The 13,841-nt window shown below is 75.0% G+C and carries 11 protein-coding genes; 2 read left to right on the top strand and 9 right to left on the bottom strand.

All coding sequences use genetic code 11. The features are described 5' to 3' along the window. Positions 1-40: 40 nt before the first annotated feature. Together Athai_RS09000 and Athai_RS08995 are read right to left on the bottom strand one after the other, a co-directional pair. The gene (locus tag Athai_RS09000) at positions 41-2,155 is read right to left on the bottom strand and encodes a heparinase II/III family protein (RefSeq protein ID WP_203961071.1); all 2,115 of its coding nucleotides are present in this window, start codon (positions 2,153-2,155) and stop codon (positions 41-43) included. Further along, positions 2,148-3,401: an alpha-L-fucosidase gene (locus Athai_RS08995; protein ID WP_203961070.1), complete on the bottom strand. Its 1,254-nt coding sequence runs from the start codon at positions 3,399-3,401 to the stop codon at positions 2,148-2,150. Before Athai_RS08995 ends, Athai_RS09000 begins: the two co-directional genes overlap by 8 nt. A gap of 148 nt (positions 3,402-3,549) precedes the next feature. Here Athai_RS08995 and Athai_RS08990 point away from each other — a divergent pair, with 148 nt between their 5' ends. Next, entirely contained in the window at positions 3,550-4,380 is an 831-nt protein-coding gene (locus Athai_RS08990) for an RraA family protein (RefSeq protein ID WP_203961069.1), read from the top strand. 33 nt (positions 4,381-4,413) lie between these two features. Here the strand turns inward: Athai_RS08990 and Athai_RS08985 are convergent, their stop codons facing one another. Next, on the bottom strand, positions 4,414-5,079 hold the full coding sequence (locus Athai_RS08985) for a TetR/AcrR family transcriptional regulator (protein ID WP_203961068.1): 666 nt from the start codon (positions 5,077-5,079) through the stop codon (positions 4,414-4,416). Positions 5,080-5,270: 191 nt separating this feature from the next. Here Athai_RS08985 and Athai_RS08980 point away from each other — a divergent pair, with 191 nt between their 5' ends. Further along, positions 5,271-6,737, top strand: a complete 1,467-nt coding sequence (locus Athai_RS08980; RefSeq protein ID WP_239156822.1) for an MFS transporter — start codon at positions 5,271-5,273, stop codon at positions 6,735-6,737. Here the strand turns inward: Athai_RS08980 and alc are convergent. The 6 genes from alc to Athai_RS08950 all read right to left on the bottom strand — a co-directional run bounded on the left by alc (position 6,690) and on the right by Athai_RS08950 (position 13,841). Next, the gene (alc, locus tag Athai_RS08975) at positions 6,690-7,766 is read right to left on the bottom strand and encodes an allantoicase (protein WP_203961067.1); all 1,077 of its coding nucleotides are present in this window, start codon (positions 7,764-7,766) and stop codon (positions 6,690-6,692) included. The genes Athai_RS08980 and alc overlap by 48 nt on opposite strands. Positions 7,767-7,770: 4 nt before the next feature. After that, positions 7,771-9,069 (bottom strand): allantoinase AllB, encoded by a 1,299-nt coding sequence (gene allB, locus Athai_RS08970; RefSeq protein WP_203961066.1) that lies wholly within the window; start codon positions 9,067-9,069, stop codon positions 7,771-7,773. Positions 9,070-9,235: 166 nt separating this feature from the next. Further along, entirely contained in the window at positions 9,236-9,628 is a 393-nt protein-coding gene (locus Athai_RS08965; RefSeq protein WP_203961065.1) for an allophanate hydrolase-related protein, read from the bottom strand. A gap of 39 nt (positions 9,629-9,667) precedes the next feature. Continuing rightward, positions 9,668-12,022 (bottom strand): xanthine dehydrogenase subunit D, encoded by a 2,355-nt coding sequence (gene pucD, locus Athai_RS08960; RefSeq protein ID WP_203961064.1) that lies wholly within the window; start codon positions 12,020-12,022, stop codon positions 9,668-9,670. Beyond that, complete coding sequence (locus tag Athai_RS08955; RefSeq protein ID WP_203961063.1) at positions 12,019-13,374, bottom strand: 8-oxoguanine deaminase; 1,356 nt, start codon at positions 13,372-13,374, stop codon at positions 12,019-12,021. Before Athai_RS08955 ends, pucD begins: the two co-directional genes overlap by 4 nt. Then, the gene (locus Athai_RS08950; RefSeq protein WP_239156821.1) at positions 13,371-13,841 is read right to left on the bottom strand and encodes a (2Fe-2S)-binding protein; all 471 of its coding nucleotides are present in this window, start codon (positions 13,839-13,841) and stop codon (positions 13,371-13,373) included. The genes Athai_RS08955 and Athai_RS08950 overlap by 4 nt, the downstream gene beginning before the upstream one ends.

The following is a 13,841-nucleotide window of genomic DNA, read 5'->3' as shown; positions in this document are numbered from 1 at the left end:
AATCGATAGTCGAAGATGTAACCACGAGTGGGAGTGAAGGTCAACACACTCCCGCCGCGCGGAACGCGACGACGACCCGTCCGTCGCGGACCGTGCCAGCGCCGTGCTCGTCGGTCGCGGTCAGCGTCAGCCGGGTCAGCGCGGGTCCCCAGCTGCGCCGCAACACCGGATCGTCGATCTCCTGCCGGGACAGCGAACCGGTGGCCCGCCGGGCATCCCACTCGATCCGCAACACGCCCGCCACGAGCGCGAAGCCATCACCGAGCCGTACCTCGCCGGCGAGCAGCTGCCGCAGCAGCACCGGCCCGGCGGCACCGGCCCACTCGTCGGTCACCAGCACCCGGGCCGGCTCGCCCGCGGCCCGGCCGGTCAGCCGCACCTCCCGGCGCAGGCTCGTCACGGCGCCGGGAGGGTACGCGCCGGCGAGCTCGGCGCGCAACGCCGCCATACCGGCATCGAGCACCACCTCGACGTCCCGGGCCCGGTACCGGTCGCCCGGTCGCTGCCCCGCGCCGGGCTCGGGCACGTTGTGCCAGTCGCTGCGCATCGGCCACCCGGCGTACCGGTCCGGCCCGAACGTGGCCGCGGTGTAGGTCGGCCGGCCCGCGTCGACGACCAGCGGCGTCCCGTCCAGCGCCACCCAGTAGCTGCCGACGTCCAGATGGTTGTGGTGCTCGCCGTTGTGCCCCGCCTTCACCGCCACGGCCAACCCGGCACTGGTACCCGCCGCCTCGCGAGCCACCAGCAGCTGGGTACCCGGAAACCAGCAACGGTCCGGCAACCACGGCTGCGCGGCCGCCCCTCCCGGACCGGACACGATCGGTCCCCGGCCGCTCGCCTCGGTGTTGTCCAGCCGCTCCCCGCCCGCCGGCGGCACGTCCGGGCGCACCACGTCCCGACACGCGGCGTCCAGGGACACGGCGTCCGGGACGAGCATGCCGGGGGGTGCGGTCGCGGTGGCCGCGGCGCACCAGTCGGGGTCGGCGAGGGCGGCGAGGGCGCGGCCGAGGCCGCCAGCCGGGTGCACCGCGCGGCCGGTGGCCCGTGCCCCGGCGAGCGCGTGCGCCACCGTCGCCGGCTGCGCCAGCCGCCGGCCCCACCGGTACGGCACCTGCCAGGGCTGCTCGCCCGGCAGCCGGGCGGGCGCATCGCCGACGTTGACGTACCAGTCGGCACCCAGATGCACCCGCTGCGGGTATCGCAGTACCGCGGCCAGTACCGGCACCCGCTGGATGCCGGGTACCGCGTCGACCGCGGCGAGCAGGTCCAGCGCCTCCAGCAGTCGGCACGGCCCCTGCCACCAGTACGCGATCCCCTCGTCGAGACCGCCGTCCGGCGGCAGCGCCGCGAGGTAGTGGTCCAGCCCGGCAGCGGCGAGCCGGACCAGCCGGGCCCGCCGCGCCGGGTCGTCGCACAGCAACAGCGACGCCGCGAGGACGGCACCGTGGATCCACGGGTTCCAGTTGTTCGGCCGGCCGCCGGCGCCGATCCACGGCCAGTCCCGGGTCCGTTCGAACGGGCCGAGCACCCGCCGGTCCGCCTCGCGCCGCAGCCGGCGGCGCAGCCCCGGCAACCGGACGTCCAGGTACCGGCCGAGCGCGTGGTCGGCCCAGGCGAACAGGGACACGACCTCCGCCGCGCCGAGGTCGAGGTAGGGCTGGTCCGGGTCGGCCAACAGCTCGCCGCGCGCCGCCGTGTACCGGTCGTGCGGGGCCCAGCACCAGGTGGTCGCCTCGGCGAGCAGCACCAGCCCGTCGATCGCCGCGTCCAGGTGCGGGCAGTCACCGGCCGGGGCAGCCGCCGGCGCCACCTCTCCGGTCAGTACCGCCGCGAGGGTCAGCCGGGTGATCCGGTCGCGCAGCCGCCACACGGTCGTCTCGTACTCGCCGCGGGCGCCGTCCCGGAAGGTCCTCGCCCAGCTGCCGGCGAGCGGCTGCGGCGCCGGGCCGGCCAGTTCCTCGGTCGCCGCCGCGAGCACCGTCGCCCGGGTCCTCGGCTCCACCCGGTCCCACCGGGCCCGGTCGGTGACATCGGCGACGCCGATCCGGCGCCCGGGATCGGCGAGCAGCCGCACCAGCTCGGCGTCGGTCGGGAGCATCCCGGTGATCGGCCGCGCCGGGACGCGCGGTGCGCCACCGCCGGCCGGATCAGGCATCGTCGGTGAGGATCAGCTCGACCACCGGCAACGCCACCTCCGGCGCCACCACCGGCAGGGTCAGCGTGAGCGTGCCGGCGTCCTGACCGGGTGGCGCGAGGTTGTTGTGCTCGTGCGCGGCTCCGTCCAGCGCGGTGCACCGCACCTCCGACCCGTCGTGCAGCAGCTGCGCGTAGCGCACCCGGCCGGCGAGACCGGCGAGGTGCACGTGCTTGAGCGGCCAGGACGGCAGGTGCAGGTAGAGCCGGTTGCCGCGCTGGGTGTACAGCGCGTTCGGCGGCGGCGGGAACGGGCTCGGGCCGGCGCCATGGACCGACCGGGCATGCAGGTCCATCCACTCGCCGATCGCCCGCAGCGTCCCGGCTGCCCGCCGATCCACGCCGCCGCGTCCGGTCGGGCCGACGTTGAGCAGCAGGTTGCCGCCGCAGGCCACCGACTGCACCAGCATCCGGACCAGCAGCCCCGGATCCTTGTACTCGTGGTTGTCCCGGTCGTAGCCCCAGGAACCGTTGAGCGTGTGGCACGCCTCCCAGCGCACCGGGACGCCGGCGCGGGTCAGCGGCCGGTCCGGCTGGTACTGCTCGGGTGTCACGTAGTCGCCGCCGAGACCGAGCCGGTCGTTGACCAGGATGCCGGGTTGCAGGCCCCGAACCAGGTCGAGCAGTTCGCGCGCGCCCCAGGCGTCCGGCCCCTTGCCGGGGTAGCTGAAGTCGAAGAACAGCAGGTCGATCGGGCCGTAGCCGGTGAGCAGCTCGCGGACCTGCCCGTGCAGGTACTCGCGGTAGCGGCGCAGCTCGCGTCCCCGGCCGGCGGCCTCGTCGTCGCGCAGCGGGTGGTGCCGGTCGACGGTGAAGTCGGGATGGTGCCAGTCCAGCAGCGAGTAGTACAGGCCGACGCGCAGCCCCTCGGCCCGCATCGCGGCGACGAACTCGCCGACCAGGTCCCGCCCGGCGGCGCGCATGCTGGTGTAGTCGGTCGACGCCGAGTCGTACAGGCAGAACCCGTCGTGGTGCTTGGCGGTCAGCACCGCGTACCGCATGCCGGCGTCCTTGGCCGCGCGGGCGAGCGCGGCGGCGTCGAACCGGTCCGGGTCGAACCGGTCGAGGTAGCGGTCGTAGTCGGCCTGCGTCATCCGTTCCCGGCTGCGCACCCACTCGTGCCGTGCCGCGAGGCTGTACAGGCCGAAGTGGACGAACAGTCCGAACCGTGCGGCGTCGAACCACGCGCCGCGTGCACCGTCGGGCACCGCGGGACCTCCCCCAGGTTGACAGCCGTCGTACCGCGGCTGTTACATCTATCTACCATCGATAGACGATAATGTCATGACCGATGTGCGCCGGCCGCCGCACGACCCGGTGCCGGGCGGCCACCGACGCGCATGGAGAGGCAGTGCAATGAACCCGACAGGCGGCCCGACGGCGCCGACGACGAGCGACACCGAGACCTACGACTCGATGCTGGCGCCGGTGCAGGCCGCCTCGTTCACCCGGCCCACCGAGCCGATGGTGACCGCGCTGGCCGACGTCGGCGCCGCCACCGCGTGCGCCAAGCTGCACCAGCTCGGCATCACCCGTACCTTCATCGACGGCCCGGTGCCGCTGCACCGCACCCCCGACGTCAAGGTCGTCGGCGGCGCGGTGACCCTGCAGTTCCTCCCGCAGCGCGAGGACGTGTTCTCCGGTACCGCGCAGGAGGACGCCGAGCGCAGGACCGCGCTCTGGCAGGTACTGGAGTCGATCCGGCCCGGCGACGTCCTCGTGGTCTCCGCCTACGCCAGCCACTTCACCGGCTGCCTCGGCGACATGCTGGTGCGCTACTTCAAGCTGCGCGGCGGTGCCGGCATCGTCGTCGACGGCCGGGTGCGCGACGCGGCCCGCATCCGTGCCCTCGGCGTACCCGTCTGGTGCACCGGCGTGACACCGCACTACGCCTCGCAGAGCGAACTGTTCCCCGCCGCGTTCAACGTGCCGGTCGGCGCCGGCGGCGTGCTCGTCACCCCCGGCGACCTGATCGTCGCCGACGAGGACGGCGCGGTCGTCGTACCGCAGCACAGCGCGCTGACGATCGGGCAGGACTCGATGGAGCACCAGGACCGGGAGGCGTTCGCCCGGCGCCGCCTCGACGAGGGCGGCCGGCTGTCCGACTACTACCCGCTCACCGAGGCGAACCTCGCCGAGTACCTCGCCGCCCGCGGCGGCGCCCCCGGCCCGGCCGCGGCGGGCTGACCGCCCCGGCGCCGGTCGTGCCGGGGCCCTCGTTCACCGCCGGGGGCTGCGCCGGTGGCGGGTGACCGGCGCCAACCACACGCCGACGATCGCGTCGATCAGTCCGTCCGCCGTGTCGCGCCAGGTGGCGCGGCGCAGCGTTCGGCCGTCGGCCAGCGCCTGCTCGCGTTCGGCGACCATGTGCACGAGCATCAGCCGGGTCATGTCGGACCGCTCCCGGCCGACCTCGTCGGGCAGCTCGGGCAGGCAGCGCCCGAGCCCGGCAAGGATCCGCTGGATCGACGGGCGGGCCAGCGCCTCGTCGGTGGTCAGCGCGCGCAGCGCCGGATCGGTGGTCACCTGCGCTCCGAACCGGCCGAACCAGCTGGGGCTGCCCAGCTCGGCCAGGTGGTCGGTGAGCGGCCGCACCAGGCAGCCGACCCAGTCCCGCACGCTGTCGGAGCCGGCGGTCTCGGCCACCAGCTCGACCCTGATCTCCTCGATCCGGTCGTTGTGCCGGCGAAAGATCGCCCGGATCAGGTCGGCCTTGGTACCGAAGTGGTAGCCGACGGCGAAGTTGTTGCCCTGCCCGGCGGCCTCGCCGACCTGGCGGTTGGACACGGCGGCGAGACCGCGCTCGGCGAACAGCCGCTCGGCCGCGAGCAGGATCTGTTCCTTCGTCGTGTCGGACCGCTCGGTCCGTGCGGCTCTGCCGGACATCGCCACCACCTCACCTGCCATGTTGCCCGCCGCGCGCCGCCGGCCGGCACCGGGTACCGGGCGCCGTGGCGGCGTGGCCTCCGTCACGCCGGTTCCGGCAACGTCCCGCGCGGCCCGAAGCGGACCAGCTGGCAGTGTTACTTTAAGTCAGGCGACTGACTTATCGCAGCACCCTTCCGGAGGTTCCCGCCATGCCCGTCGACACCTCGGCACCGCCTGCCGCACCGCCCCGGCCGATGGTCGTCGTGACCGTGCTGGCCCTCGCCGGGATCGTGGTCTCGCTGATGCAGACCCTCGTCATCCCGCTGGTGCCGCAGCTGCCGACGCTGCTGCACGCCGATACCGGCGACGCCACCTGGGCGGTGACCGTCACGCTGCTCGCCGGCGCGGTCGCCACCCCGGTGATGGGCCGCCTCGGCGACATGTACGGCAAGCGCCGGATGCTGCTGGTGAGCCTGGCGATGCTCGCCGTCGGTTCCACCGTCGCCGCGCTGAGCAGTTCACTCGCCCCGATGATCGTCGGGCGCGCGCTGCAGGGCCTGGCCGCCGGCGTGATCCCGCTGGGCATCAGCATCATGCGCGACGAGCTGCCGCGCGAGCGGCTCGGCTCGGCCATCGCGCTGATGAGCGCCTCGCTCGGGGTCGGCGGCGCACTCGGGCTGCCGCTCGCCGCGCTGCTGGCCGAGCGCACCAACTGGCACGTGCTGTTCTGGGTCTCGGCCGGGCTGGGCGCGGTGGTGGCGGTGCTCGTCGCGCTGCTCGTCCCCCCGGCGCCGGCCCGCACCGGCGGGCGGTTCGACGTGGTCGGCGCGGTCGGGTTGTCCGCGGCACTGGTCTGCCTGCTGCTCGGCGTGTCCAAGGGCGCCGACTGGGGCTGGGGCAGCGGCACCACGATCGTGCTGTTCGTCGCCGCCGCGGTGCTGCTGGTGGCCTGGGGCGCCTGGGAGCTGTCGCACGGCCAGCCGCTGGTCGACCTGCGCACCACCATCCGCCGGCAGGTACTGCTGACCAACCTCGCGTCGATGGTGTTCGGCTTCGCCATGTTCGCCCAGTCGCTGGTGCTGCCCCAACTGCTGCAGGCACCCACCGCCACCGGGTACGGGCTGGGCCGCAGCATGCTCGCCGCCGGCCTGGTGATGGCGCCGTCCGGCCTGGTGATGATGGCCGTCGCGCCGCTGTCGTCGCGGATCACCGCCAGCCGGGGACCGAAGGTGACGCTGATGACCGGTGCCCTGATCGTGGCGATCGGGTACGGCGCGGGCATCGTGCTGATGTCGGCCGCCTGGCAGCTGGTCGTGGTCTCGGCGGTGATCGGCGCCGGGATCGGCCTGGCCTACGGGGCGCTGCCGGCCCTGATCATGGGCGCCGTGCCGACCTCGGAGACGGCGGCGGCGAACGGGCTGAACACGCTGATGCGCTCGATCGGCACCTCGGTGGCCAGCGCGGTGGCCGGGGTCATCCTGGCGCAGCTGACGATGACGCTCGGCCCGGCCACGCTGCCCACCCAGGCCGCGTTCCGGGTGGTGCTGGCGGTCGCCGCGGCGGCGGCCGTGGTCGCCCTCGGCGTCGCCGCGTTCCTGCCCGGCCGGGGCAGGGCCGCCGGGCAGAACCTAGCCCGCGCCGGCGCCGAGCAGCGCAGCCCGGACCGGGTCGGGTAGCGCCCGGTACGGGCGTTCCGCCGCGGCGGCCCCCAGCACGACGCGGGCGTGCGGCTCGGGCAGCGCGTTGGCATAGCGCAGCGCCAGCTCGTCGAGCGCCGCGGTGGTGGGCGACCCGTACAGCCGGAACCGGGCCAGGCCGCCGTCCGGCACCAGATCCAGCCGGACCCGGTGCACCGGCTCGCCGGCCGCGAGCCGGAAGCGGTGGCAGGTGCCGGGCTGCAACCCGGTCTCCGGCAGCACCTCCCGGATCGGCGTCCCGTCGGCGGCCTGCCCGGTCAACCGGACCGCGCCCGGCGCGTTCCCGAGGAAGTGCCGGGCGTCGATCTCCGCCAGGTGGGGCACGCCGGGGATGCCGAGGGCCAGCTCGACCCAGTCGTTGCCGTCCGCGCGGCGGCGCCGGGTCTCGAAGCCGTCACCCATCACCGCTGCCGGGTCGGGCAGCAGCAGGTTGTCGGCCGGGGCGAAGAAGCTGTCGCTGCGGTCCGCCACGTACCCGCCGAGCGCGGCGCCGGTCAGCTCGGCCGGGCAGCCGGCGAGGTCGCGCGGATCGGGCAGCGGCGCACCGAACACCCGCAGCCGGGCCACCCCGCCGTCCGGGAAGATCCGCAGCCGCACGTGCGTGTACCGATGCTCGTCGGTCACCGCGAACTCGTGCGCGGTGTCGCCGCGCAGCGACCGGACCGGTACCAGGGTGGTCCAGTCGGTGAGTTCGTCGACGCCCGGGTAGCCCTCGGCGGCGGTCGCCTCCACCGCGCACCGCTCCGGGAAGTTGCCGGTGAAGTGCGCGGTGTCGACCACCACCCGGCGGACCACGCCGGGCGCGCCGAGCCGGACCACGGCCCAGTCGGCGCCGGGGCTGCGCCGCCGCCTGGTCTCCCAGCCGTCGTAGATCTGGCCGTGCGGGCCGAAGGTGCGAGCCGCGAAGCTCGGCGCGGCCGGTTCGATCAGGTTCTCCTTGCCGGCGAAGAACTCGTCGTTGGCGGCGATGACCGTACCGCGAACGGCGACCGAGGCGAGATCCAGCATGCGGTCAACTCCCTGTCGTCGCAGCGGCCGGCCGGCGCAGCAGCCGGCCGGACGGCTCGGCCGGGTCGACGACCTGGCCGCGCAGCCAGGTGCGGTGCACGACCCCGGTCAGCCGCCACCCGGCGTACGGCGTGACCGGGTGCCGGTGGTGCAGCGCGGCCGGATCGACGGTGAACGTCTCGTCCGGCGCGAACGCGACCAGGTCGGCGTCGGCGCCGACCGCGATCCGCCCCTTGGCCGCCAGGCCGACCAGCCGGGCCGGTCCGGCTGCCATCCAGCGCACCACGTCGGACAGGGTGTGCCCGCGGCGCCGGGCCTGCGTCCACACCAGCGGCAGGCCGAGCTGTACCGAGGCGATGCCGCCCCACGCGCGGTCGAACCCGCCGCGCTTGAGCTCCGGCGGGGCCGGCGAGTGGTCGCTGACCACGCAGTCGAGCCGGCCCCGCGCCAGGGCCCGCCACAGCTCCTCCCGGTTCGCCGCCGACCGTACCGGGGGGCAGCACTTCGCCGCGGTCTGGTCGTCGGCGATCTCCTCGGCGGCGAGCGTCAGGTAGTGCGGGCAGGTCTCCGCGGTCAGGCCGGTACCGGCCAGCGGCTCCAGCGCGCTCGCCGCCGAGACGTGCAGCACGTGGATGCGCACCCCGGTGGTCGCGGCGAGCCGGACCAGGCGGCGGACGGCGGCGCGCTCGGCACGTTCCGGCCGGGCGGCGAGGAACTCGGCGTAGCCGCCGCCGGACGGGCGGCCCAGCTCGGCCGCGTCCTCGGCGTGCACCAACAGCAGCGCGTCCAGCTCGGCCAGCCGGTGCGCCACCGCGGTCAACTCGGTGGCCGACAGCGGCGGGAACTCCGGCACGCCCGAGTCGGTCAGGAAGCACTTGATGCCGAACACGCCGGCCTCGTGCAGCGCGGCGATCCGGTCCAGGTTCCCCGGCACCGCGCCGCCGAAGAACCCGACGTCGATCGTGCACTGGCCGTCGGCCGCGGACCGCTTGCACGCCAGCGCATCGGGGTCGACGGTGGGCGGGATGCTGTTGAGCGGCATGTCGATCAGCGTCGTCACGCCGCCGGCGGCGGCGGCCCGGGTCGCGGTGGCGAACCCCTCCCACTCGGTCCGGCCCGGCTCGTCGACGTGCACGTGGCTGTCCACCAGGCCGGGCAGCAGCGCGAGGTCGCCCAGATCGGTCCCGCCGCCGCCGTGGTACGCCGAGATCCCGGTGATGCGGCCGGCCCGCACCTGCACGGTCGCCGGCCGCTCGCCGTCGGGCAGCACCACCCGCCGGGACCGGACCCGCCACTCGTCCATCCGCCCTCCCTTCACCGATCGTCCGCCGGGCACCGCCGGCGGATCCGTCCGCCCGCGTCGAAGCGGGAACGTGCCACCACGAGGCCGCGGCGACCGGCACCGGGCCGCCGGTCACCGACCGGTACCGGGTCGCCGGCCGACAGCCGGCAGCCGCCGGGGCGCACCGTCACGTGGCGGCGCCCGGCTGGTCGGCGCGGTAGGCGCGCCAGTCGGCGAACCGGTCGATGACATCCAGCCTCGCGGTGCCGCGGTGCTCGCGGCGCAGCACCGTCGCGAGCGCCCAGGCGCCCTCGGCGAGTTCCACCGCGCCGAGTTCCAGCTCGGCCGGCTCCGCCGGCAGCAGCGCGCCACCGACGGTCGCCAGCGGCACGTCGTACAGCTCACCGCGCACCGCCACCCCGCCGGCGCCGACCCGTTCCAGGGCCGGGAAGCGGTCGTCCACCGCGTACATCCGGTACGCCGGGACGGTCCGGGTGACCGCGACCAGCGGGGCGCCGCCGAGCCGGTCGTGCAGCCGCCCGCCGCGCATCCCGTCCCCGGTCAGGAACAGCAGTGTCATCGTCGTCTCCCGGTCGATCGGTGGGTGGTCGCGGTGGAATCAGTCGATGAGGTCCGGTGGCCGGATCGGGACCCGGCGGACCGGCTTGCCGGTGGCCGCCCGGATCGCCGCCAGGACCGCCGGGCCCGCCGAGATCGTCGGCGGCTCGGCGGCGCCGCGCACCCCGTACGGCGCGTTCGGGTCGGCCAGCTCCAGCACCCGCACCGACATCGACGGCATGTCGAGGATCGTCGGGATCAGGTAGTCGGTGAACGACGGGTTGCGGACCTTCCCGCCGGACACCTGGATCTCCTCCATCAGCGCCAGGCCCATGCCCTGGGCGCTGCCGCCGTGGATCTGGCCCCGAACCGCCTCGGGGTTCATCGCCTTGCCGACGTCCTGCGCCGCGGCCAGCTGCACCACCTTCACCAGGCCGAGTTCGGTGTCCACGTCGACGACCGCGCGGTGCGCGCAGAACCCGAACTGGAGGTGCGCGAAGCGCTGCTGCCCGGTCTCCGGGTCGAGCCGCCCGGTTCGGCGCGGATGCCACTCGACGGTCTCCTGCACCGTGTCGTCACCCAGTACCTCGACGAGGTCGGCGACGGTCTCGCCGGCCGCCGTGACCACCTTGCCGCCGACCAGCTCCAGCGCCCGATCACCGCCGACGCGGTCGAACACCCGGCGCCGGACCCGGCGGCACGCCTCCTGCACGGCGCCACCGGTCAGGTACGTCTGCCGGGACGCCGACGAGGAGCCGGCGCTGCCGATGCCGGTGTCGGCCGGCGGGATCACCACCTTCGCCACGCCGAGTTCGGTCCGGGCGATCTGCTGCTGCAACGTGACGTGCCCCTGGCCGACCTCGACCGCCGCGGTGGTCACCACCGCGACGGCTTCGCCGCCGAGGACGCGCAGCGCGACCCGGGCCGTCGAGTAGTCGTCGAAGCCCTCCGAGTAGCCGACGTTCTTGAACCCGACGGCGTAGCCGACCCCGCGCCGCACCCCCTCGCCGTGCGTGGTGTTGCCGGCGCCGCCGGGCAGGCCGAGCGGGTCGCGGACCGGGTCCGGGTCGGCCGGCAGCGGAAGGTCCCGTACCGCGGTGAGGATCTCGCGCACCGCGGCGGCGCTGTCCAGCAGCTGGCCGGTGGGCATGCTGGAGCCCTCGTGCAGCGCGTTGCGCAGCCGCAGCTCCACCGGGTCCAGGCCCAGCGCGTCGGCCAGCCGGTCCATCTGCGCCTCGTACGCGAAGGCGGCCTGCACCGAGCCGAACCCGCGCATCGCGCCGCACGGCGGGTTGTTGGTGTACATCCCCCAGACGTCCATAGTCACGTTCGGCACCTCGTACGGGCCGGCGCCGAGGCTCACCGCGTTGCCGGTCACCGCGGTGGTGGTCGACGCGTACGCGCCGCCGTCCAGCACGATGTCCCCCTTGACGTACACCAGCTTCCCGTCCCGGTCCGCCCCGGTCTCGTACCGCAGGGTGGCCGGATGCCGGTGCACGTGGCCGAAGAACGACTCCTCGCGCGAGTAGCAGAACTTGACCGGCCGGCCGGTACGCAACGCGAGCAGGCAGGCGTGGATCTGCATGGACAGGTCCTCGCGGGCGCCGAACGCGCCGCCGACACCGGCGAGCGTCAGCCGTACCTTGTCGGCGGGCAGCCCCAGGCAGGGCGCGATCTGGCGTTGGTCGCCGTGCAGCCACTGGGTCGCGACGTAGAGGTCGACGCCGCCGTCGGCGGCCGGTACCGCGAGACCCGACTCGGGCCCGAGGAACGCCTGGTCCTGCATCCCGACCTGGTACTCGCCGCGCACCACCACGTCGGCGACCGCGGCCGGATCGCCGCGGCGGATCCTCGCGTACCGCACCACGTTGCCGTCCTCGTGCACCCTCGGCGCGTCCTCGGCGCGGGCCGCGCGCGGGTCGGTGACCGGCTCGCACACCTGGTAGTCGACCGCGATCGCGGCGATGGCCCGGCGGGCGGTCTCCGGGTGGTCGGCGGCCACGATCGCGACCGGCTCGCCCTGGTAGCGCACCCGGTCGATGGCGAGCACCGGCTGGTCGACCCGGTCCAGCCCGAAGTGCTTGCTCGGCCCGGGGATGTCGTCGTGGGTGAGCACCGCGGACACCCCGGGCATGGCCACCGCGGCGGTCAGGTCGACGCCGCGGATCCGGGCGCTCGGGTGCGGGCTGCGCAGCGTGGCGCCCCACAGCATGTCGTCGGTCCACAGGTCGGAGGAGTAGGCGAACTCGCCCCGTACCTTGAGGATGCCGTCCGGCCGGTCCGGGCTGGCGCCGACGCCGCCGGCGATCGGCAGGCTGAGGTCCTGGGCGGACCGGGTCGGCGGGCCCGCCGCCGCCCCTTCAGCCCGCGCCGCCCCCGATCGAGCGCCGGCGGTGGGCCGGGTCGGTGCACTCATCGTTCGCGCACCTCCCGCATCCGGGCCGCCTGCCTGGCCAGGTCCCGGCTCGCCGTCGCCGTCGACACGGTGCGCAGCGCCCCGTGCTCGATCACCGGGCGGCCGCCCACCAGCAGCGTGTCCACCGCCGGCGCGGCGCCCAGCACCAGCGCGGCCACCGGGTCGGCGATGTCGGCGTGCGCCAGGTCGTCGATCCGCCACACCGCGACGTCGGCGAGCTTGCCCACCTCCAGCGAACCGAGCTCGCTGGTCCGGCCGAGGCACGCGGCACCACCCATCGTCGCCAGCCGCAGCGCCACCCGGATCCGCATCGCGGTCGGGCCGCCGCGACCGCGCGCGGTCAGTACCGCCTGGCGCAGCTCGGTGACCAGCCCACCGTCCTCGTTGGACGCCGGGCCGTCCACGCCGAGACCGACCGGGGTACCGGCGTCCAGCAGCTCGCGCACCGGGCTCGTCCCGGCGCCGAGCCGGGCGTTGGAACTCGGGCAGTGCGCGGTGGCGCTGCCGGTCGCGGCGAGCCGCTTGATGTTCTCGTCGGACAGGTGCACGGTGTGCGCGAACCACACGTCCGGGCCGAGCCAGCCCAGGCCCTCCAGGTACTCGGTGGGGGTGCAGCCGTGCTCGGCCAGGCACTGCCGTTCCTCGTCGCCGGTTTCGGCCAGGTGGGTGTGCAGCCGCACCCCGTACCGGCGGGCCAGCTCGGCGGACTCGGCGAGCAGCCGGGAGCTGACCGAGAACGGCGAGCACGGCGCGACGCCGACCCGCAGCATCGCGTCCGGGCTCGGGTCGTGGTACCGCTCGATCGTCTCGGCCGTCGCGGCCAGCACGTCGTCGGTGCGCTCCACCGCCTCGTCCGGCGGCAGCCCGCCGTCGGACGCGCCCCGGTCCATCGACCCGCGGGTCGGGTGGAACCGCAGCCCGACCTGGTCGGCGGCGGCGACGCCGGCACCGAACAGGTCGCCGCGGCCGGCCGGGAAGAGGTAGTGGTGGTCGGCGGTGGTGGTGCAGCCGGTCAGTGCCAACCGGGCCAGCCCCGCCACCGACGCGGCGTGCACCACGTCGGCGTCCATCCGGGTCCACGCCGGGTACAGCGTGACCAGCCATTCGAACAGCGTCGAGTCGGTCGCGAGCCCGCGGTACGCCCACTGGTAGAGGTGGTGGTGCGCGTTGACCAGCCCCGGGGTGACCAGGCACCCCGCGGTGTCGATCCGTCGCCCGGCCACCGAGTCCGGCGCGGCACCCGCGCCGACCGCGGCGATCCGGCCGTCCTCGACCACCACGTACCCCGTCTCGTACTCGGTGTCCCGGCCGTCCACGGTGGCCACCACGCCGCCGGTGAGAACGAGGCTCATCGGGCCACCTCCCGGCCGGCGCGCCGCGCCGCCGCGAGGCGTACCGCATCGAGGATCTTCTCGTACCCGGTGCACCGGCACAGGTTGCCGGACAGCGCCTCGCGGATCGTCGCGTCGTCCGGCGCCGGGTTGCGGGCGAGCAGGTCGTGCGCGGCGACGATCAGCCCCGGCGTGCAGAACCCGCACTGCACCGCACCGGCGGCGAGGAACGCCTGCTGCACCACGTCCAGCGCGTCCCCGTCGCACAGCCCCTCGACGGTACGCACCTGCCGGCCCGCCGCCTGCCCCGCGGCGACCAGGCAGGCGCACACCGGCGCACCGTCCAGGTACACCGTGCAGGAGCCGCACTCGCCCTGCTCGCAGGCGTTCTTCGAGCCGGGCAGGCCGGCCCGTTCGCGCAGCACGTAGAGCAGGCTCTCACCCGCCCAGACGTCGTCGACCACCCGTTCGGTCCCGTTCACGGTCAT

Source organism: Actinocatenispora thailandica, assembly GCF_016865425.1.
In the GTDB taxonomy this organism is placed as follows: domain Bacteria; phylum Actinomycetota; class Actinomycetes; order Mycobacteriales; family Micromonosporaceae; genus Actinocatenispora; species Actinocatenispora thailandica.
The sequence above is the reverse complement of the archived record's forward strand: the minus strand, read 5'-3'. Positions and strand labels throughout refer to the sequence as shown.